Source organism: Halococcus sediminicola (assembly GCF_000755245.1).
In the GTDB taxonomy this organism is placed as follows: Archaea; Halobacteriota; Halobacteria; order Halobacteriales; family Halococcaceae; genus Halococcus; species Halococcus sediminicola.
Window position 1 is genome coordinate 1 of the sequence record NZ_BBMP01000005.1, and the last position, 20,588, is coordinate 20,588.

Annotated in this window: 21 protein-coding genes and 2 pseudogenes; 9 read left to right on the top strand and 14 right to left on the bottom strand. The window is 56.1% G+C overall.

The window, feature by feature from the left end; all coding sequences use genetic code 11:
- The coding region (locus ACP97_RS01895) for a DUF7436 family protein (RefSeq protein ID WP_449404915.1) at nt 1-380 on the top strand (380 nt) is incomplete at its 5' end.
- A gap of 222 nt (nt 381-602) precedes the next feature.
- On the opposite strand, the gene ACP97_RS01900 is transcribed toward ACP97_RS01895, so the two are convergent.
- Both ACP97_RS01900 and ACP97_RS01905 read right to left on the bottom strand, forming a co-directional pair.
- Complete coding sequence (locus tag ACP97_RS01900) at nt 603-1,109, bottom strand: twitching motility protein PilT (protein ID WP_049996157.1); 507 nt, start codon at nt 1,107-1,109, stop codon at nt 603-605.
- Nucleotides 1,106-1,474 carry a UPF0175 family protein gene (locus ACP97_RS01905; RefSeq protein ID WP_049996158.1) on the bottom strand — a complete coding sequence of 123 codons (369 nt, stop codon included), beginning with the start codon at nt 1,472-1,474 and terminating at the stop codon, nt 1,106-1,108. Before ACP97_RS01905 ends, ACP97_RS01900 begins: the two co-directional genes overlap by 4 nt.
- 158 nt (nt 1,475-1,632) lie before the next feature.
- Here ACP97_RS01905 and ACP97_RS19605 point away from each other — a divergent pair, with 158 nt between their 5' ends.
- The 5 genes from ACP97_RS19605 to ACP97_RS20655 all read left to right on the top strand — a co-directional run bounded on the left by ACP97_RS19605 (nt 1,633) and on the right by ACP97_RS20655 (nt 6,544).
- Nucleotides 1,633-2,766, top strand: coding sequence for a hypothetical protein (locus tag ACP97_RS19605; protein WP_154019900.1), 1,134 nt, complete (start codon nt 1,633-1,635; stop codon nt 2,764-2,766).
- Between the two features lie 74 nt (nt 2,767-2,840).
- Entirely contained in the window at nt 2,841-3,428 is a 588-nt protein-coding gene (locus ACP97_RS01920; RefSeq protein ID WP_049996161.1) for a winged helix-turn-helix domain-containing protein, read from the top strand.
- On the top strand, nt 3,425-3,943 hold the full coding sequence (locus tag ACP97_RS01925) for a hypothetical protein (RefSeq protein ID WP_049996162.1): 519 nt from the start codon (nt 3,425-3,427) through the stop codon (nt 3,941-3,943). The genes ACP97_RS01920 and ACP97_RS01925 overlap by 4 nt, the downstream gene beginning before the upstream one ends.
- A gap of 472 nt (nt 3,944-4,415) precedes the next feature.
- The gene (locus tag ACP97_RS01930; RefSeq protein ID WP_049996163.1) at nt 4,416-5,516 is read left to right on the top strand and encodes a mandelate racemase/muconate lactonizing enzyme family protein; all 1,101 of its coding nucleotides are present in this window, start codon (nt 4,416-4,418) and stop codon (nt 5,514-5,516) included.
- A 149-nt stretch (nt 5,517-5,665) separates the two neighbouring features.
- Nucleotides 5,666-6,544, top strand: a complete 879-nt coding sequence (locus ACP97_RS20655) for an integrase core domain-containing protein (protein ID WP_237561061.1) — start codon at nt 5,666-5,668, stop codon at nt 6,542-6,544.
- 53 nt (nt 6,545-6,597) lie between these two features.
- Here ACP97_RS20655 and ACP97_RS01940 read toward each other — a convergent pair whose 3' ends face one another.
- From ACP97_RS01940 to ACP97_RS01965, 7 genes and pseudogenes are all read right to left on the bottom strand, one after another.
- Nucleotides 6,598-7,257: a DUF4013 domain-containing protein gene (locus ACP97_RS01940; RefSeq protein WP_049996164.1), complete on the bottom strand. Its 660-nt coding sequence runs from the start codon at nt 7,255-7,257 to the stop codon at nt 6,598-6,600.
- A gap of 589 nt (nt 7,258-7,846) precedes the next feature.
- Nucleotides 7,847-8,521 (bottom strand): bacterio-opsin activator domain-containing protein, encoded by a 675-nt coding sequence (locus ACP97_RS01945; RefSeq protein ID WP_049996165.1) that lies wholly within the window; start codon nt 8,519-8,521, stop codon nt 7,847-7,849.
- A gap of 686 nt (nt 8,522-9,207) precedes the next feature.
- Nucleotides 9,208-9,522 carry a non-histone chromosomal MC1 family protein gene (locus ACP97_RS01950; RefSeq protein WP_049996166.1) on the bottom strand — a complete coding sequence of 105 codons (315 nt, stop codon included), beginning with the start codon at nt 9,520-9,522 and terminating at the stop codon, nt 9,208-9,210.
- 118 nt (nt 9,523-9,640) lie between these two features.
- Nucleotides 9,641-10,036: a TRAM domain-containing protein gene (locus ACP97_RS01955; protein WP_049996167.1), complete on the bottom strand. Its 396-nt coding sequence runs from the start codon at nt 10,034-10,036 to the stop codon at nt 9,641-9,643.
- A 96-nt stretch (nt 10,037-10,132) separates the two neighbouring features.
- Complete coding sequence (locus tag ACP97_RS01960; RefSeq protein ID WP_049996168.1) at nt 10,133-10,414, bottom strand: helix-turn-helix transcriptional regulator; 282 nt, start codon at nt 10,412-10,414, stop codon at nt 10,133-10,135.
- Nucleotides 10,415-10,499: 85 nt separating this feature from the next.
- Nucleotides 10,500-10,595, bottom strand: a pseudogene (locus ACP97_RS20660) (DUF1931 domain-containing protein); the annotation flags it as partial.
- A 25-nt stretch (nt 10,596-10,620) separates the two neighbouring features.
- Nucleotides 10,621-10,923, bottom strand: a pseudogene (locus tag ACP97_RS01965) (DUF5615 family PIN-like protein); the annotation flags it as partial.
- Between the two features lie 168 nt (nt 10,924-11,091).
- On the opposite strand from ACP97_RS01965, the gene ACP97_RS01970 reads away from it, so the two are divergent.
- Nucleotides 11,092-12,501, top strand: a complete 1,410-nt coding sequence (locus ACP97_RS01970; protein ID WP_049996170.1) for an FAD-binding oxidoreductase — start codon at nt 11,092-11,094, stop codon at nt 12,499-12,501.
- Between the two features lie 200 nt (nt 12,502-12,701).
- On the opposite strand, the gene ACP97_RS01975 is transcribed toward ACP97_RS01970, so the two are convergent.
- Nucleotides 12,702-13,274: a hypothetical protein gene (locus ACP97_RS01975; RefSeq protein WP_049996171.1), complete on the bottom strand. Its 573-nt coding sequence runs from the start codon at nt 13,272-13,274 to the stop codon at nt 12,702-12,704.
- 112 nt (nt 13,275-13,386) lie between these two features.
- Here ACP97_RS01975 and ACP97_RS01980 point away from each other — a divergent pair, with 112 nt between their 5' ends.
- On the top strand, nt 13,387-13,812 hold the full coding sequence (locus ACP97_RS01980; protein ID WP_049996172.1) for a helix-turn-helix transcriptional regulator: 426 nt from the start codon (nt 13,387-13,389) through the stop codon (nt 13,810-13,812).
- A complete protein-coding gene (locus ACP97_RS18820; protein ID WP_079977503.1) occupies nt 13,805-14,023 on the top strand; it encodes a hypothetical protein in 219 nt (72 codons plus the stop codon). Before ACP97_RS01980 ends, ACP97_RS18820 begins: the two co-directional genes overlap by 8 nt.
- Nucleotides 14,024-14,659: 636 nt before the next feature.
- Here the strand turns inward: ACP97_RS18820 and ACP97_RS01990 are convergent.
- The 4 genes from ACP97_RS01990 to ACP97_RS02005 all read right to left on the bottom strand — a co-directional run bounded on the left by ACP97_RS01990 (nt 14,660) and on the right by ACP97_RS02005 (nt 20,587).
- Nucleotides 14,660-14,983, bottom strand: coding sequence for a DMT family transporter (locus tag ACP97_RS01990; protein ID WP_049996174.1), 324 nt, complete (start codon nt 14,981-14,983; stop codon nt 14,660-14,662).
- Between the two features lie 580 nt (nt 14,984-15,563).
- Nucleotides 15,564-16,748 carry a M48 family metalloprotease gene (locus ACP97_RS01995; RefSeq protein ID WP_049996175.1) on the bottom strand — a complete coding sequence of 395 codons (1,185 nt, stop codon included), beginning with the start codon at nt 16,746-16,748 and terminating at the stop codon, nt 15,564-15,566.
- 695 nt (nt 16,749-17,443) lie between these two features.
- Nucleotides 17,444-19,030: a hypothetical protein gene (locus ACP97_RS02000; protein ID WP_154019902.1), complete on the bottom strand. Its 1,587-nt coding sequence runs from the start codon at nt 19,028-19,030 to the stop codon at nt 17,444-17,446.
- An 87-nt stretch (nt 19,031-19,117) separates the two neighbouring features.
- On the bottom strand, nt 19,118-20,587 hold the full coding sequence (locus ACP97_RS02005) for a DUF7282 domain-containing protein (RefSeq protein WP_049996177.1): 1,470 nt from the start codon (nt 20,585-20,587) through the stop codon (nt 19,118-19,120).
- Nucleotide 20,588: the final 1 nt, after the last annotated feature.

Consider the following 20,588-nt stretch of genomic DNA (forward strand, 5'->3'; position numbering starts at 1 on the left):
TCGTCCAAGCGGTTATTGGAGTGCCCTACGAGAATGCGACGTGGGAGACACTTCAATCTGAAGTGAAGGGCTTTTTCGACGGAGCCGATGGAACTCTTTCTATCAACCTCATATTCAGTGAAAAGGCAGTTACCGTCCTCCCCGATCGATTCCCCGCTCTGATTGGAAATCAATCAGCAGACGTCACCGTCAGATCGATTCCAGAGGTTGCACTCTCCTTTGATGTAGTCGATACCGGAGAGACGACGATCGACATCCCACACCCAGTGTCCGGTGGGGATCGAATTGGCGTGGTCGGGATCAAAGATTCGCAGGTCGTCGCTGAGTTCGAGCAGTACTTCCAACAACTCTGGGCCACTGCTGATCCCCTCGTTAAGTAAAACAGAGAGGTAAAACCACGTAATCCGGTTGGAGTCATAGACAGAGGGAGAACATAGGACAGAGTGACTATTTCAAAATACGAGAATTAGCTCTATGCATTGAGATGGCCGACCTCAACTTCTGTCAGCCATTGGTGTCCCAGAGGTTCGGCGTCTGAATTTCTACAAACCACCTAATCACTGACAAACCGGTTCAAGAAATTGATATTATAGTTAACGTGGTTACCGATACTCCGAAATCGTTCGGTATGGCACATAGAATCCGATGTCGTCAATCCAGGCTGATAGCCATTCATCAGCGGTTGGTTCATTGATCTTCCCAGCGTCAATCGCGGCCAGCAGAACGCCGACCGAACCGACGACAGTCACGCCCTGTTCTTTCGCGAATGACCGGGCGTCCCCATCGTCGGTCAGCAGCCGTCCGTGGTGTGCGTCCGCCACAGCGAACGCCTGTGCTTCACCGGGATCGAGATGACTACTGACCACTGCTTCACGGTTTGCGACCGTTTCGGAGATTGTTGCTACAGGAATTTCCACGTCGAGTGTATCGAGTGCTGACTGGAGATATGGATGTCCGTCAACGCCGGCACGAAGCTCCTTACGCACGACCGGGACCGTACAGATCTCGGAAAGATTTTCAATCACCCACAACTGGTCGATGTAGGCGAAATTCGAGAGAACGGTCGTGTTGAGGACGCTTGGATGGACTGGAATATCGTTGCCTGTCATTTCGTGTGTGACTTCTCGTCACCCTTCGAATCGTCACTAAATTCGAGTTCTGCCGCAGCTTCAGCCTCGTAGGCCGCATCCTCTTCATCTTCAAGCCCAAAACGGAGTTCGAGGCCGTGTTCACGGAGAATGTCTCGCATCGTCCAACGATCGACAGCAGCGAGTCTCGCCGCATCACCGAGGGTAACACGCTCATGCTCGTACAGGGCAACCGCAGCCGCAATGCGCTCGTTCTCATGGTCTTCGAAGTATTCACGGACGAACTCCCGAAGAGCGTCGCTTTTCCCACCAAATACACCCGCCTCAACAGTTCCTTCAATGAGAAGGTCGAGGTCGTCTGGGTATGAGCCGGTGATTCGGGCCATCTGTCTTCCCAGGCCTACGTCTTCATACTATTTATGAACTTCGCCAACTCAAAGCGAATTCCTCCTATGCATTGAGAGCACCAGTCACAACTTCTGATGTAGCGAAGTGAATATCTTTAATGACGATATAGATTCATACTACTAGCTGAAAGAAAGTCATGACTGACGATCACACCAAACGAACCCACCACAACCATGGCGAACAAACCAAAGAATCAGTAACCGAAGTTGACCGGCTAGGGGCCAAGACACGGGCAGCAGACGCCAACCGAGACTACGATGAGTGTCCGCAGTGCGGTCGGGAGTTTCTCGGAGTCAATATGGCTAGGAATGGTGACTTAGCGTTCATTCACGACGATGACAAGAAGTGCACGAAAGAGACGGATGTCGACCACGTCTATCTCAAAATGGACGGACTAGAACTCACTCAACAGCAGTCTAAGCGAGCCCGAGATGTACTTGAACAGGTCAAAAACGGGGACGCGACACACGCAACCGATCTTATTGATGAGTGGAAGGGTGCACCCCCAGATTATACGCTGGAACGGATGGCTAATGTCGATGGACGAGGAGAAGTTGGGACAGTCTATGGGTGGATTTCAGTAAGCGACATTGCGGGAACAGATCCAGAGTTAACAGGACGGTTTGAGAAAGGGCGCATAGAAAGTGTGCTCCAGCTAATGATCGATGGCCAGTACCGCCCTGAACATGTGGAGAACCATGGAATGCCCCATTACCGGGAAATCTGTGGCGATCTTTACGTCGGCTCTGATGGGAACCACCGGTCGATAGCCTGCAAGGCCATCGGGATTGACAAAATATACGCTCAGATAACGGAGTACGACGTCAATGAAACAGAGTACCAGCGCTGGAAAGCCCGTCGTGACGGTGAACTCGTGGACACCATGGTATCCGATACTTCTAGGGGTCCAAGCGATCCCCCCGAACACCACACCGACCTCCTTCGAGAGGTACTGGCTGCCGTTGGTAGTGCATGCCCACCGACGACCAACCTTGATGAACTCGTGTATACGCCCGACAGCGATGTGTGTGATACCTGTGGCCGTTCCAGCCATTACCTATTCGACTACGTTGTTGAAGATCCTCGAAACGTCCTCGGTGTCGAGGAGACCGTACTTATCGGCGAATTCGCGCACGTAACGGTCGATTGCGCCCTCCGAAAGCTCGATTTCGCCGTCGACCTTGAGGTCGCGCACTTCGCGCTCGCCAGCCGGGTCGAGCGCCGCGAGCAGCCGCAGACGGCCACCTCTGGGGGGCGAACTCCCCAATAATTTCCCAATAGAAACTCAGCCGTCCGACAAACTTATTACCGATTGTGTATAATCTGTAAACACGCGGCTTAGCTATGTCACGAACAGCTTCACAACAGGAAGGAGAAATCATTCGCGACTTCCTCTCGATCGCCGATCTCCTCGAACAGCCCCAGCTCGCCCGTATCTACGCATATCTCTACCGTGAGGGTGAGGCGACCGTCAGCGAACTCATCGACGTGCTCGATCTCTCACAAGGAACTGCCTACACTTACGTGAACCAGCTCACCGATACTGGTGTTCTCACTCCCACTACAGACACCCAACCCCAACGGTACGCAGCCGTCGAGATCAAACTCACCCTGACCGTCAGCGACGATCGTGAATACACCATCTCACCCGCTCTCATTGCCGCAGTCGCACGCCGGACGACCGACGACACCATCGACTCGTATATCAATCGTCACGGCGTTCACGGCCTCGCAACCGCGCTCTCCCACACCCTCGCTCGCGAGCATGGCGAGACAACTCATCGGCTCGTGGCCGACGATCTTGATATCTCGGAGCTCGAAGCGGAGGTGATTCTCCAAGCGCTTCGGCCCGTTGTTCATGAGCACTTCTCGGTCGAAGATTCTGGGGCGTCGCTAGCGGACGTGGCTGACGCCGAGAATCTTGACGTGTGAGCGCGCTCCACATCGCGGATACAGGCTTTTTCGTTGCTCTTGGAGCACCGTCGAACGATCGCTACCAGCGAGTACGGACTTTCGCCAAACGCAACGAGATCGTCTTTATGGTCCCGAAACGCATCTATGAGGAGTTGACCGGGGCTGATGACAGCGAAATTGTCGAAGCGGAAGCGATTCCAATCGATGTTGCTATTGACGACGGCTGGGTTCGTGTTGCAGAGCCGTTGGAGTACACGAATCCAGTAGTCTCAAAGACGATGGACGGCATTCAACGCTATATTGCGAACGCCGACGATCGACCGGCCGACGAGATCGAACGTGCCGACCCAGCTCTCGGTGCGCTTGCTGTACAAGCGCTCAGTTCGGGTGATGTGACTCACGCTTACATCTACACGACCGATATCGCTGCTGGCGAAGGGGCAGAGACAGTCTTAGCGAGTGAGGGCTATGGAGACGCGGTGACGTTCGTCAACGGCTTCAAATTCGTCGAGGATCTTGTCGGAGACGCCTGATCGAAGAATTCTGTTTGAGAAGCAGACCGACCGTCCTACTGATATTGCATGGTGTACTCGGACACCCTAATCGTATCGCGATTCAGTATATAAAGAATGGAGGCTTTCTGGCCGGTGTCGAAAACCACTGTTTTTGAAACCACAATATACGACTACCGAGAGAGAAACACACATACGTCTCGCAGTCGTTCTACAAGAAGATGGCAGTGACACCCGATATGCAGTCGGCTGCATCCGTTGATTGCTGAGCGAAAATCAATCAACGTGACTGACCGTTCAGCTATGTAGTCGAGACTTGCTGGCGTACTAGCCCGATTCGTCATCCATATCTCCTTCCGAAATATGGGCTGGTGAGATTGGTTTCGTCGTCCGTCACCTCTGAGAAATCCGCTTGTCTAGTTTCAGATGGTTGTAGAGATTCTCTCCAGGCGAATTGATAATAGTTATTTGTGATCTATGTGGCCATTCGTACATGGAGATCACTGGCATCGAGCAGTATCACCTCGCCTACGACCTCGATGGTAGCCACGACCCGACGTGGGTGCCGGGCTATCCACAGGGCAGCCACGAATGCGAACTGTTCGAAATCAAAACTGATGAAGGCATCACCGGCATCACGGCGAGTCCGTCCATTCCCGGCGGGTTCGACTACGGTGACACTCTTCGATTGCTCCTGCTCGGTGAGGATCCCCACGACGTTGCTCGCATCCGCCGGAAGCTCGCTTCGCTCGACCTCCTCGGCCCGCGGCCGTGGCACATCGAGGTCGGACTCTGGGACATTATCGGCAAGGACGCCGGTAAGCCCGTTCACGAGGTGCTCGGCGGGACGAGCCAAGAGATTCCGGCGTACGCCAGCACCAGCGAGGTCCAGCCGGCCGACGAGCGCATTGCATACGTCGAAGACCGACTCGATGAAGGGTTCGAGGCGGTGAAGCTCCGCATTACCGCCCGCGAGGACGTCAAAATTGTCCGAGAAGTGCGTGAGGCGTTTCCGGATCTCACGCTAATGGTCGATGCGAACAAGGGCTGGGCGATTCGCGCCATCGAGGAGGAAGAACAGTGGTCGTTTGCAGAGGCGCTCGCGGTCGCACGCGATCTCGAACCGTTCGACATCGGGTGGCTCGAAGAGCCGCTGCCGCGACACGACTACCGCGGGTACGCCCGGCTCCGCGACCGCACCGACGTTCCGATTGCGGGTGGCGAGTTCAACGACGGGCCACACGAGGTCCGGGAGCTCCTGCGCCACGACGCGGTTGATGTCCTCCAGCCTGACGCGATGCTCGCTACCGGCATCCAAGAAGGGGCGGCAATCGCAGCGAGCGCCCACGAACAGGGTATCAGGTTCATCCCCCACACCTGGACCAATGGCGTCGGCTTCGCCGCAAATCTCCACATGATGACCGCCGCACGCTCGCCGTGGTGTGAGTTCCCGATGGAGCCGCCGTGGACGCCCGACGTGCGCGATTTCCTCCTAACTGACACCATCGACCACGACGGGGGCACGGTTACACCACCCGATGGGCCCGGACTGGGGATAGAACTAGACCGGAGCGTTCTCGACGAGGCAGAGTAGCGCTACGGTCAGGGAATCGGCTCGGCAACGCCATCTGTAGTGTCCGCCAAAGATTTCGTCGGCGGTATCTGCCCGGCGATCAACCAGGTGAGATAAAACTTGATCTGGACGATGCTAACCGGATATGTAAGCGAGTTGTTGACCACAGCATGGACACCGGCTTGGTTGCCGAGCAGTTCGAGATCAGTCGGCGGCGGGTCCAGCAACTCGCCAAAACCTACCGCGGGACTGGAGAGATCTCACAGCTGGAGACGCCTGGTCGCAGTCCCTACGCGGACTATCCCAACGACCTCGAAGACCGTGTACTCGACGTACGCCAGCGCCTCGGCGCTGGCGCAGTCGTCATCGCCCACGTCCTCCGCGTCAGGGACGGTCTCTCGATCGCTAACAATCGCGTCCACCAGATTCTCCAGGAGCACGACCACGTGACCGAGAATCCTACCAAGCAGGGCCGCAAGCGGCCGTGGGTTCGCTTCGAGCGTGAGAATGCGGCGGTGACGGTCCACCTGGACTGGTATCGCAACGACCGCGGACAACAGGTGCTGGCCGTCGAAGACGACGCCTCGCCGCGCGTCTTCGACATGATCGAGACTGACAGCAGTTCAGCTATTCAAGCCGTCGAACTCCTCGAAAGCGTTGACGAGGAGTTCGACAGTCCTGTGCCGATCTTGGAGGTGATCACCGACCACGGATCGGAGTTCGTCAATCCTCGTCAAGATGATCGTCCGTGTCTCGATCACGAGTTCGAACGCTATCTTGCCGAGAATGATATTGAGCACACGCTCTGTAAGGTTGGGCGGCCACAGTCCAACGGGAAGATCGAGCGGTTCTTCCAGACCTACGAGAAACACCGCGAGCGGTTCGGAACTCTCGACGAGTTCCTCACCTTCTACAACGAGGAGCGCCCGCACATGAGCCTTGATTGGGACACGCTGGAAGCGCCAGCTGAGGCGTTCGAGCGGTTGGTGCCATCGCCAGCGAAGAGCGGTGGCGATCTGCTCGCAACCGAGGTGACCGTCGATGGATGACCGACGAAATCTTTACCGGACAGCACAATAGTACAACTGTCGCCGAGCCGTATTTAGGCGACAGGTTGGGTTGCGGGTTGTTCTTCGCGTGGAACAGCTAGTCTCTCGGCATCAGCGACCGCATGGCCGAAGAGGTGGGAGATCACGAGGTTCATGTAGAACCCAACGAACAGACCAGCGATGGCTCCGAGGATCGGCACGAGACCGATCACACCCATGACGAGACCTGCGGCAAAGCTCACGAGGATGGCACGAAGCCAACCACTGACGTAGCGCCGGCTGGTGAGAACCGGTCGGAGGTTGTCCAGCTTGAAAGCGGCACCGACACGTTCCTCGCGTGCGAACACGGTGGTCGCAGCAGGGAGGCTGTAGGCCGCTGCCAGATACGCAATGGCACTCACGATGATGCCGACCATCTGCAGAGTGCCTGAGAGCACAGCAAGGCTGAGCCCGAACAGGACGATCGGGGCGAAGAGATATCCAATCGCGATGGCGAATCCTTTGAGGCCATCGACTGCGAGTTTTCCCCAGTCGTCGAACTGGGGAAGTTCGTCATCGCCCAGCGTCGTGTGTCGAAGCACGCGGATCCCGTAGCCTCCAAGAATGAAGGCAGGAACAATGAGAACGCTGAGCAGACTCAGCACGCCGCCGATCAGGACGGTTTTTAGTACGTGGTCGCTCTCTCGCGGATAGTTGATTGCTGCTGATAGCATTTGGTTTCTCCTGTGACTACGATTGACCTGATCGGATCCAGTCTCCCTCCCAAGGGCGAATCTGACACCGCAGACAATTATAGCAATTCTAACTAGTACTCACAAGTATATAACTGTTGTTGTAACTGTCGCTAATCTATGCTAATAGCTGCCGAAATTTGATTACTAGTAAATAGGTGATGAGTGGGGTAGCAGCAACGGTTTTCTCCCCCGAAGACCTAGAGAAGATGGAATACAGGGGCTGTACGCTCTCGTCGTCAGCATTCGACGCTTCACTGTATTCCTCCCTCCCCTTTATTCCAAAAATTTGACATCAAATTTTCAAAGCTGTTCTACTCAGGTGAGCAACCGTCCGTTCACGGGGATTTGTCGCGTAGATGGGTCTGATAGCTCCTTCCGGTTGAGACGCGAATTGAAAACCAACTGATAGTTTTGCATACTGGTTCCACCCTCTCGTGTGTGATTTTTGTGAGGACTTCTGCATCATCGCCCTGCTGGATAGAGAGGCTGTAGTCATCAAAGGTGCCATGATGGATCCACCTAACCGATTTCTGTTGCCATAGGACCTAAGACGATGGATAGTGCCCTCTTATTGACTCAATGGATCAGTTTCTTCGTCTTCGTTGACGTCCAGCGAACTCATGATGAGGTTTTTGTGTGCTCGGCGGACTCGCTCAGACAACGCTTGATGAGAGATATCGAGGTTTTCGGCAAGTTCCTGGGCACTCATATCCCGGGGAATATCGTAGTATCCCTTCTCGGCAGCCTCGATGAGGGTGTCGTGCTGTTGTTCAGTGAGGTCGTATCGGGCCTGTTCGATTCCGTCAACTCCATAGATACGTTTCACGTCGAGCGTGAACTCGCTTTCTTCGGCGTACTCGCCCGTCGCTGAAAGTCCGCTTCGCTCGGGAAAGAGCACGCGGAGATGCCACTCGCCGTCAGTCGCGATGGCCTCCTGAACAGTCGCGTCGTGGCCATTGACCATGTACCCAACGACTTGGGCAGTATCGTCCCACACCAGCCGATAGAAGCACTCCTCGTCCGTCTCGCCGAACAGTTCGACCTCTTCGACGCTCGGATCGGCTTCGAGTATCTCGGTTAATCCTTCGAGTTCTCCGTGCTTCACTCGCACGAATGGCACTACCTGGGTCGTGTTGTGGGCGACAACGCGATCGATGTTGAACGTCAGCTCCGGCCGGCGTTCGAGTGTCTCGGCAAGCGCGAATTCCTCTGCCGGGATACTGAACTCTGCAATGACCGACATGAGAGTCTCCAACCGGGGCTTGCATGAGAAGGTTACGGGTTTATACTGTAGAGTTCTCATACGGCAATTCGACCTCGAGAGCACCTCAGTACCGTCTGAATCATAGCCCCGGGGTGCCAATCAGTCGCAGGCTTGGAAACGATCTCCCTCAATACGGGGTTTGCGCGCCGAAACCGCGCCGGTTATGGTTTCCGGCCAGCAGATTCGGCAATGAGAGCGGTCGATGTGCAAGACACGCGCACTGTATCTCGCCGGCGATTTCAATGAGACAACAGTCTGCGATGTGGAGACTCTGAAGCTGAGTACTAATTTCTATAGCAGTAGAACAAACGAGCAACTTCGATGAGGGCATGAGCGTACTGCCGTCAGCATACTCGACCTCCAACGTCGGAATTAAGAGCGGCGTCAGTCATCGTAGAGCGTTTCTTCACACTTGCAGTCTTCAACGGCTTCGACGAACTCAGCACGGCAGTCCGGTGGGCAGAACCAGTAGCGGACAAGACGCTCGTCATCAATGATCACGTTGATAGCCTCGTCTCGTGGAGGGATTCGTCGGTTCCGCGGGCCACTTTCGTCAACAACGCGAGCGTGTCGTCGCCAAACGAGGATATCCGCCTCTCTTCGTCCAGACAAACTTTTTCAATCGACTGTATATGAATCTATATCAAATTCAGGGACAACAGCTACTACAGCTCGTCAAGATGCTCGACGCCTTCTTTCGAGACGTTCGCTTCCGTAATCGTCTCGGGCATCCAGTCGGGCTTGTCTGGGGGTGCCTCGTCGCGCCACGCCCATCCCTCGTAGATGTGCAATTTCTTCGTCCCCGTTTCACGAATCCGGAATCGGATACGGGTCGCTTCTGATTCGCTATCGGCCGGGTCGAACCGCCGAGCGGCTTTGAGTGCTGCCTGCCGGGGCGTCTTCCCGGTGAACCTACTCGTCTCCTCGCCTGTTTCCTCCCGGAGCGTGAAATTGCGCACTTCATCCGTTTCGCGTGCCATGATTGTCTTACGTGAACACAGCACTAGCCCTCTAATAAATGTATCTGAGTCAGGCGGTTCCTCGTAAGATGAAGATCTCAATGCTCGATGAGAGCTACCGACGTTCGGAGTTGGTGGACTAATCGCGTACTTCTGCGAAGGCGACGTTCTGGCGCACTTCTGTGACTTCGACGGTCACCTCATCGTCGGGACGCCCTCCGGGAACGATCAGCACGTAGCCACGCTCGATTTTCGCTATCCCGTCACCTTTGTCGCCCAGCGTTTCGATGGTTACCTCGCGGACGTCGCCGGTATCGACTGGCGGCGTCGGTGTCGACTCTGCGGACGGTTGCTCCTGTTGGCTTTGGCTCTCGCTGGGCTGGGAATCCCCGAATATCGCCACTCGATAGGTCTCGCCAGCCGAGATCGTGCCTAAATCGAGTGCGTCCTGTGGCACCTCAATCCTGTATGAGTCGTCGTCTTTCTCTATTGAAGCCGTGAACAAACTCTCCAGTGGATCAGGGATTTCTACCATTAGACACCCGCTCCCGCTCTGTTGCCGGTGTTCGATATCGCTCTCGATGAGACAGCGAGAGCGTACGTTCGACGGAACGAAACATCACTCATAGTATCAGGCTTCGGCAGCCACGTATTGGTCTTCCCACTCGCGGCGGGCTTCGATTTCTCGCTGGCCGCGCTGAGTTACCTGGTAATAGTTCGTTCGGCGGTCGATCTGACCCTTTTCGAGCAGGCCCTTCTCGACGAGCGTGTCGAGGTTCGGGTAGAGCCGTCCGTGGTGGATCTCGCTCTCGTAGTACTGTTCGAGTTCGTCTTTGAGCGCCAATCCATGCGGTTCATCCTTGCCGGCTGCCACGTACAGCAGATCACGCTGGAAGCCAGTCAGATCGTACATATCCAATAGATGGTTATTCGAAGGCTAAAATATATCGATACCGAATAAGATCTGTTACTCGGCCTGACTCAGAGATCGTGGCATAGACGGTCTTGCGCTCGTTGTCGTCTGCTCGTCGTGCCGCATCCGCGAGCAGGTCCACGACTTCGCTATCGAGTGCGTCGTAGAAGTCCGTCGAGAGGCCTGGTCCACGGGTTGGAGTTGGTTCAGATTCGGTCCGGAATCCAGTCATCGGCACTTTCGAACCCGTCGAGCGCGTCTTGGTTCGGGTATGCTGCGACAATCTCTTCGAGTTCAGCAGCGATCTCGTTGGCGGGGCGGTCTTTGTCATGAACGATGACGATACCAGAATGATCGGCGGGTGTGAGGTCCGTCGCGTTGAAATCAAGAATGTTATTCGTCACAAGCACAGTCTCCGTTCGACGACAGTACGGGAGAATATCCTCGAAATCGTCTGCCCCTTCAAAGAGTGCGTCGAGAACGTATTCGGCCGTGATACCGTGAGAATCGAGCTCTGCCGCTAGTTATCGACCTTTGTACTTCCCCTCTACTTCATGCTTGAGGGACTTAAGCAAGATTCTCATAGAGTCAGTACCGTCCCTGTGTTACTGTATGATTTATTATCTCTCAAGTCGTATGGTGTTTGTCCTCTTGTAACACAGAGGTAAAGTCAAACTATGAGCAGCACAACAATCTCCCCAGACAGATCCGCCATTGCGGACCTTAGAGCAGCCGTCACCGGCGACGTGATTACCTCCGACGATGCAGGCTATGAGGAAGCGTGCAAGCTCTGGAACGGTGCCATCGACCGCCGTCCGGCTGTGTTCGTCCGTGCGGCATCGGCGGGGGATGTAGCGACGGCGATTGCGACCGCCCGCGAAAACGACCTCCCGCTGTCGGTTCGCGGCGGCGGGCACCACGTCACGGGCGTCGCGCTCGTCAATGATGGACTCGTGGTCGATCTGAGCGGGATGGACAAAGTCACAATTGATCCAGAGACTCGCACGGCTCAGGTCGGACCCGGCGCACGGGTGGCCGATGTTCTCAACCCTGCTCAAGAGCACGGTCTCTCGCCAGTTGTTGGGTCCGCAGCGCAAAACGGCGTGGCCGGGTCAACGCTGGCGGGCGGCATCGGCTGGCTCCGCCGGAAGGTTGGCCTGGGAGTCGACAACCTCCGGTCGGTCGAACTCGTGACCGTCGAGGGTGACATATTGACCGCTAGCGAGTCGGAAAATTCCGACCTGTTTTGGGCGATTCGTGGCGGTGGTGCGAACGTCGGCGTAGTCACGAGCTTTGAGATGGAACTCGTCGAAGCCGGTCCCGAGATGGCCATCACCCAGGTTATTTATCCGATCGAGGCTGCCAGCGAGGTTCTGCGGTCCTACCGAGCGTACGCCGAAGATGCACCCGACGAGGTAACTACGCTGATCGCGCTGATGCGGATTCCGCCACTCCCGATGGTCCCGCCAGAAGCTATTGGCACACCCGTCGTGATGGTTTACGGTGTCTATGCCGGCCCAATTGCGGAGGGCGAACAGGCGATGACACCATTAGGCGAACTCGGCGAGCCGATGATGGACATGAGCGGTCCACAGCCACTCGCCGCCGTCCACGAGGTCGCCCGCGAGCTGTTTCCTGATGCGCGTCGTTACTCCTGGCATTCGCTGTACGCAACCGAACTCGCCGACGAGACCATCGACGCGATGGTCGAAGCGCTGGTGAATTCCCCCTCTGAGGAAAGCGAACTTAGCATCTGGCACCTCGGCGGAGCGATTGCCGACGTTGACGGGGGCGCGACCGCATTCGGGTTCCGCGACGTTGCATTCATGCTGAGCGTCGGCGCCGCTTGGGAGGATCCCGAGCAAGACGAGGAATGCACCAACTGGGCACGCGAGGTTTGGGAGGGTCTTCGAGACGATTCAGCCACAGTCGAGGGGTTTTATCCTGGATTCCCCGGGGTCGTTGAGGGAGAGGAACGTGCCCAGATGGCCTATGGTGACAACTACGACCGCCTAACGGAAATCAAAGCCAAGTGCGACCCTGAGAATGTGTTCCACCACAACCTGAACATTAAACCCGCATCCTGAATATATAGTGGGTTTGGTGTGATCGATACGCGCCCTGTATCTCGCACGCTGCATCTCCCAACTGCTGGAGGATTCGTGCAAAACTACGAATTGCTCCGATAACCTCTAGATATTGTCAGTCGACCAAACAGTTTTGCACCGCCGCAAACCCGCAACCAATACATTGGCGAGCCATTATTTTCGATATATCTGTATGCGATTCATAGAAGTCTTTCGACGGCTGCTATCAACTCGTCTTCATCCGTCCACACGAACAGTCGCCCCTCCCGGTCAAGGGGGTCAAACCCATCGAGTTGGAGCGCGCTGTACGGCTCGTTACCATCGAATTCCTCATCAAGCGTCGATTGGTCATACTCACGCTTGAGAACGTGCGCTCGTTCGAAGTAGGGCTGATGAAGAAAGAACATCCCTTGCTCGACAAGGAATCCACTGCGGTTGTGTTCGGCAACGCCAACGAGATATGTCGCGTAGTCAGCGAGAATACGAAACTTCACCAGCGTATTCGACCACTCACCGCGAATGTCCACCATCAGGAACGCATATACATCGGAGCGACGGTTCAATCGATCTTTGACGAGCTGGAGCCGATGGATTTCCGGCATGCCGTAACTTCCGAGCACGAAATATGAACTCTCGTACTCGAACAGCGGCGTCAGTTCGGCAACCGCGTCAAGCGCTTGTTCGTATTCGTGCGGCGAGAGCGTGTCGAGGTGGGCGTACTCGGCAGCGCGGTCGGCGATATCCTCAACATCCGGCTCCGAATGATCGTCCATACGCTGTTTACGAAGCAACCGGTATTATATCCTGCTCACCAAATTAGCCACCAGTTCTACAACCAAATTGGTCGAGATAAACTATTAGTACCGGCAGGTCAAACGACTACCCATGAGTGAGACAGCATCGGCGGACGGTTTCGAGGGAGAGCAAGAGCGCGAGCGGTTGCACGTGGCCACGCAGGACACGCGGTTCGTCCTCCTTCAGAACATTCTCGGCCACCCGTCACAGCTCCCTTCGATGAGGGAACTCGCCTACGTCAATCCAAGCAAGAGTGAGGGAACGATTTACCAACATCTCGAACGGCTGGTTGAGGCGGGTATCGTCGAGACATACATGCTCCCATCGGACCAACGCAAACGCGACCTTCCGTACAAGTTCTATGGAGTGAGCGATGAAGGATGGGCGTTTCTCGATCGCCACGGCCTGTTGCGCGCCGAGGAAACGTTACGCGCGGTGTACGAGCGCGTCGAGAAAAACGAACAAATCAAACGCTTCGAGCGTGCGCCCCGGCCACAGGAGGAGACCGATGACTGACCGTCATTTCGAATCAGACGATATAGACGACCAGTCGAACGGCCATCAGCAGGCGGTCGAAGCCTGCCAGCACGCGGCTGACGCGCTTTCCAATGGCGACCTCTCCCGTGGCCGCTCGTTGCTCGATGAAGCCGCCCGCGCCGTCGAGCGCGCCCAGCACGACGATACAGAGCAATCCTACCGCGAGACCGCCTACGACTGCTACGACTGACCTTGTGATTTTCTTCCCGCGCTGGAGGACCGAGTTTTCGGTTTCATTCTCTGATACGGCCCAACAATTATCATTGCTGGTAGACAAGAGCGATGTATGGCTTCAGATCGGTACACTCATCGTTCATCTTCCCAGCGAGAGGAACGGAGAGCCACGGATCAGGCTGCCAACCATCCACCTCCCCACCGAGAGAGACGGAGGCCGCCAGAGCAGTACAACCAGCTATCTCCTCAGCATATGGAGCGCGAGAGTTTTCTGTCGCGTGCAAAGCGTAGAACCGGGTTCTGGCTCACCGCCATCGCTGGTATATTGGTCATTTTCGTACTGGTCGCTATAGTGTATGGGACCGCAGACGAGATAGGACTCATCAACGCAGACGTGTGGATGACGAATTTCGGGATGATTTGTGGATTAGTTGGAAGTTGGTGGCTCTATGGCCAATTCCTGAAAAAGAGATTCGGATATCCCTCCATCTTCCAGTAGCTATAGAGGTTAGCACTGATTTTCAGAGTTCGAAAATTACAGTTTCTCGACTTGTTGAAACCGCCGTGCAAGATACGCGCCCTGTATCTTGCACGTTCCACGCTCATTCTTATCCCGGCAGCCCTCCCACCCCACTGGAGCCGTGAGGTGTCCTCAGTGGCCCGTGATCTCTAGCCCAACAACGCCAGCAACGATGAGACCAATAAATCCGAATCGGGCGATGCTTGAGGTTTCGTCGAACAGAATAACGCCTAAGATGGCTGTTGAGGCGGCTCCGATTCCTGTCCAGACAGCATAGGCAGTTCCAATCGGCAGTGATTGAACGGCTTTCGCTAGCAACACGAAACTAATGGCCATTGAGATCACGGTAGCGACGCTGGGAACGAGCTTCGTGAATCCATCTGAGAATTCAAGGCCGAGCGCCCAGCCGGTTTCAAAAACTGCCGCGACGATGAGGTACAGCCACGCAGAGACCATCTAGAAAGCAAGCAAATCCGGACGTATAGTGGTTGCTGAATCAGATTCGTCGGTTGAACTATAATACTCAACTAACCCCTACAAACAGGCACTCCTCCGCTTGTAGGGTTGCCTGAGAGATAGCGACAGCAGCTAGATGCGAGATACAAACTCTGCATCGGTCACGTCATTACTGACAGGAAATGTGCAGATCGGACGCGTCTATACAAGATACAAAACGCGTATCTTGCATGTCGACTGCGTTCATACTTATCCTGCCAGCCCCCAGGCGGGGGTACCCTCACCGAGTCTCCGATTCTTTTACCATGTCAATACGGTTCGTTCGTCGGAGCCACTGGTAAACGAGCGCGTCCTCAATAAGCCCGAGCGCGACGTTTACAGCCGCTCCGATGACGCCAACTCCGACAATTAACCAGATTACCTCAGTCTCGCAAGTCGTCGAGCGAGTTCGAGCGCGACGATCCCGAGCAAAACTCCGAGTATGAGGACAAGAAATGCCACGAACGAACGCTGCGGACAGCCGACGACAATTTGTCGAAGGGCGCGCTTGACTTCGGTAAAGTCAGCCCTTCACAACCGCTTATCTCTCCGATTCGGAATCGATGGCGGTCTCAAGCGCAGTGAGTCGTTCTTCGGGCGTCGGATGGGTTGATGTGGCATACTCGACACGGGGCATGAGACGCGCGATCCAGCTCTCGTTTCGGTCGGCATCGTAGCGCCGCAGGAGTTTCCGTCGTCCTTCGATGTTTTTGTCTGCATTGAGACGGTAGCGGTCCGCCTTGTACTCGGCAGGCCGTGAGAATGCCTTGAGGTAGACCAGCCACCCTGTCAGGACGCCCGCGACGACGATACCGACTGTGGGCCATGCACCCCACCCGAGATACACCCAGAGTACCGATCCGGTGGCGAAAACCCCAGCAAACAGCGTCATGCAGAACACTGTTCCAATGAGCGAGTCGTGATGGGCGTGATGAGCGCGTTCATGTGTGATCAAGGCGGAGAGTTCGTCGTCATCGAGCGTTTCGACAGCGGAATCGCTCAACGTGATCGTCTGCCGACCGGCGGCACCGGTGGCTAGGCCAGTAATGTCCTCCCCAGTCGGATCCGGTCGGAGATACACATGAATGTCATCGGCTTTGGCACCGAGCCGCTCAGTCATGGTGGTATCCGCGCGCGAGTGCCTGCGAAACCATGCCGCCACCGGCGGGTACTGTGTTCCGGCGACGATTCCGATAACCCACAGCACGGCGGCCGCAAGGCCCAGTGTAGCGATTGAGGTGGTGGCCGCCTTCCAGGCTCCAAAACTAACGGCAAGGACCGTGAGGAGGATAGTGATTTGCAGACCATTGCGAGCCACCCGTTGATGAAGTGGAAGCGGCTCCAAGCCCTGGATTCTCGCGAACGACGGCGTCACGGCAAGATAGATAGCACTAGTATAGAGGACAAGCGGTAAGATACTTGTCAGGATCAGGACTAGTGAGTTGCCGAGCCTCGCTAACAAAACCGGGAGGGTGACTCCGAAGGAACCAGTGCCGAGAGCGGTGTTGCCCAGTAGGATGTCGACTATGAGTACCAGCAGCATGCACATCACCCCAATAATCATTTCAACGACGAATAGTGCGCTGAGACGCTCCCGTCGCTTCGAGACGGTGAGATCACAATTCATGATGGCGCGAGCGAGCCACCTTCCACCTACATATAGTGTTGCCGCGGCGGCGATGACTATGAGTACCTCGATAAGGCCAGCGATTACCAGGGCTCGCATGACTTACTCTTCGTCAGCACTCGAAGAACGTATTTCCTTCCCTCGTACTTCATCATCGAATCATTGACACTTCCCGAGAGGGGGTTCAGTGTAGTTATAGGGAACTCCTCCGCACATAAAAACTAAGTTAGGTTAACATCTCACAGGCAGTGACTCTATGAGAATCCTGCTGACCGAATAAACCACCGCTATCGCTATAACTGTTCGGAAGACTGTCTTTGTTCACGTCTAAATACAGCAAAACCGTCAGCAAGCAGCTGAATTTGCCACTACCCCAGTGGTTCGGGAGACATCTTTACTGCAGTAGTGGTCGCTGATTGTATCTCCCCATCCACTAATGAGAGACGCTTAAACGGCGTTCCTCATGGGTTCACCTTGTTGGATCGTTTCCTCCTTTCTGGTGCGCGTTTTCGTGATCACTATGACTTCCGAGTCGCGTTGCTCTGGAGTGAATGCGTGGAGCGGAACGTCATCCGTACGGGCTTGCAGCCCGGCTGACCCCTGGTCAGCCGGGCTGCGATCCCAGTTCTCCGATTCCTTCGCATGTGAGGTCCGTCACTGCCCCGCGCTTCGAGCGCGGTCTAGTTATCGACCTTTGCACTCCCTCTCATGCTTCACGCCTGAGGGACTTAAGCAGGATTCTCATAGAGTTACTGCCCAAACCGAGGTATGAGTTTGATTGCTAATCCCTGTACCTAATCGCCAGAGATGAGACTTTTCGCGGCCAATATCACGACGCCAAACAGTGAGATGAGGAAAAGAAATCCGAGTGCCATGATCTGTGCGACACCAGCCGCCAGTTGGCCGATCCAGTTGCCCTGATTCGCAGATCTCTGAGCACCATATCCGGTCCCACTGTAACTCGCGTTCGATGCCGATAGTGAGCTAATGTTTCCCCCGGAGCCGACCTTCTTCGGGTTGGTGAGACCGCTACCGCTCTTACACTGCTTGCTGAAGCTCACTCCCTCTCCGACCTGAGCACCGTTGATGTCGTCCGGGCCGGAATTTGGCAGTTGGATACAAGTGCCTTGAATACGCGACTGTGGCCGGTTTTGAATGTTCGTCACGCCGGCCGAGGAACTTCCATCGATGAGAGATTGATTGACGAGGATATTCGTCGCTGCTGGAGCTGACGGTGGCCTGCCAGTTATCACCGGCCGGTCGAGGTGGTTCGTGATGTGGCAGTTGCGAATGATTCCTGGGCCACTCTCCGATTCCCACTCGAAGAGCGACGCTCCACTTCGCATCGAGTTCGCCACGACCTTGATGTTGAGAAACTGAACCGGGTCAGTCTGGTTGCCATATTTCGCGTCGACGCGCACAGCGTACACGCCCTGATGACCGATATTGTACGGGCCTTTGTCTGACCACTGACGGTCGTCAAGCAGCATCGACGCTCCGTCAACGACCGACCCACCACCGATTCGTGTCTGTGCGTTGAAGTTGTTCAGGAAGGTCCCACCACGAACCTCGACACGGCCGGTCGTGCGCCCGCCGTAGATACCGTTCGACCAGCCTCGAAGAGTGGGATTGACCAACTGAATCGTCCCTTCGGTGCTCTGGCCAACCCAAACTCCCATCGGCGCTCCGAGGCGGTTTTCGGGGGCGGACTCAGGCTTGTCAGGATCATCGTGCGTGCCGGCGGCCGTCCCGCCGACGGCCGTGAGATTCGTCACGCGAACGACTGCATCCGAGGCCCGCGCAATAGGCGAAAACATCGAATCGACACTACTGTTCGTGCCCGTGGGGCCGACGTTCGATTTCGCCGGCGCGTATCCTTTGATCGTGATGTTGTCGGCACGAATCACGCCTTCGGACTGGATGCTGAGTTCCTGGACTGCACCCTCGGCGCTCTGATCGATAACGATATTCCGGACGAGACTGCCGCCCGGCAACACGAGCGTGAGGCTCTTCATCTCCTCTCCAGCTGGAATTACAAACGAACTTCCGTTGCCGATGATTTCGACCGGGCCCTCAGGTATCGCCGTCACATGCTCCGAGAGAGCAAACGTGCCATCACTCGGGAATGTAATCCGTGCGTTCGACATCCCCGACAGCGCCGCCCCGAAATCGCCGTTGATAGGCGTCCCGCCAGTCGGGTCGAGACCGAGATCATCAACGGCGCTGACCGTGCGCTGCATTTGCGGACGCTGCTGCTGAAAGCGACGCTCGACGTCGGCCATCGCCGCCCGGCCTTCGAGTGAGACACGTTCCACTGACGCGGTCGGCGGGTCCGGCCCATCCAGTCCGCTCTCGTCACCGAACGTCCGCGACTCGGCCATGGCAGGCATTGCTGCCGTCGCCGCGCAGCCACCGCATCCGGCGAGAAATTGCCGACGCGAAAGCTGAATATCAGCGTCAGACATCGCTTAGATCCGTTTGCGGATAGCGAAGATCGCCCAAATCAGTCCTGCGAGAATACCGATCAGTACGACGAGGAGTATGATGTCGGTGAGACTCAGCGATCCCCCTGAACCACTCTTCGCCGCTTGTGACCCGGAGCTATTCGCATTCGTGTTTGCACTCGTCTCTCTGGTCGTCGTCATCGGTGTCAGCGGCGCGCCTTCGTCGACGATTCGTATCTGTTGGGTGTGATCGCCGACTTTAATCACGTATTCACCCGCCGCATCGTACGAGTGGGTGAACGTCACTGTGCGGCTTTCCTGGGCGAATAACGCTACCTGCTGGGTCTCGACGGATTCGCCCACGGTAGCAAGTGCGAGTTCACCGTCAAGGCGCGAATCGCGGGGGTTGGTGATTCGTGCCGTGACGGTCACTTCATCGCCGACGTGTGCCGTTCGGTTGCTCACTGAGAGGGTTGTGATCTTGAACAGCGTCGTGGTATCAACCGGTGTCGCAGTCGATGTCTCCTCGCTCTCAGTGACACTCTCAGTATCTTCGACCGTGACACCGGCTGTGTCGTTGACGATGACCGACTGGTTGCCCGTCCAGTTTTCGTAGGCTGTGTCCTGGAATCCATCGCTGGCGATGTAGTCGTAGCGCTGGTTTCCATTTGTGTCGCGGTAGGGCACGGCGACAAGTGTCTGATCCTCTTCAGCGGCTCCGTCGAGCAGCGGGACGCTCACGCCCTTGTGCTGGCCGACTTCGAGATACGACGAGACGCCGACAGCGCTTTCGAGCGGAGCACTCTCCGACGAGAGATAGCTCTTGTTGTGGATAACGAGGAACCCGCTGTCAGGCAGTCGGGCTCTCTCGACCGTCAGCGAATCGCCCTGTAGCGTCTGGCTGCGAACGGTCACCGACGCCTGCTCGCGGATCTCGGTTGGCACCGTGATACCAGCCGAGTCAGTAATCGGGCTTCCGTCGCTGGCGTAGGCCGTGTCGTTCGCACCGACCGATGCGACAAAATCCATTCGCTTGTTTCCATCCGTATCCCGATGGACCATCGCCGTGAGCGGGCCCGAAGCGTTGAGCCGTGAGCGATTCAAGCCGGGATAATTGCCCGGCGGTGCGTTCGAAATGTCGATTGTGACGCTCGAGTAGTTGCCCGGTTTGAGATATTTCGAGGTGGCGATGACTGAGGACTCAGCCGACGCTCCACCGGTCGTGTAGCCGCTGCTGTGGATGACAATAAATCCACCCTTGGGAAGCGTCGCACCCTCAACAGTCACGTTCGTCCCGTTCGATGTCTGGTTCGCGAACGTAACCGTGGCGTTCGTCACGTTAGTGCTTTGGCCGGCGGCGACATCGACGGGCGAGAGGTCTGTAGGCACTCCGATGGGGCCAGCTGAAACAGTTGCGAAGAGCACCCCGATAAGAGCGAGAACGCCGAGACCGAGTAGCACGCGGCGTATTGCAGTGTGGCCGCGGCGGTACATT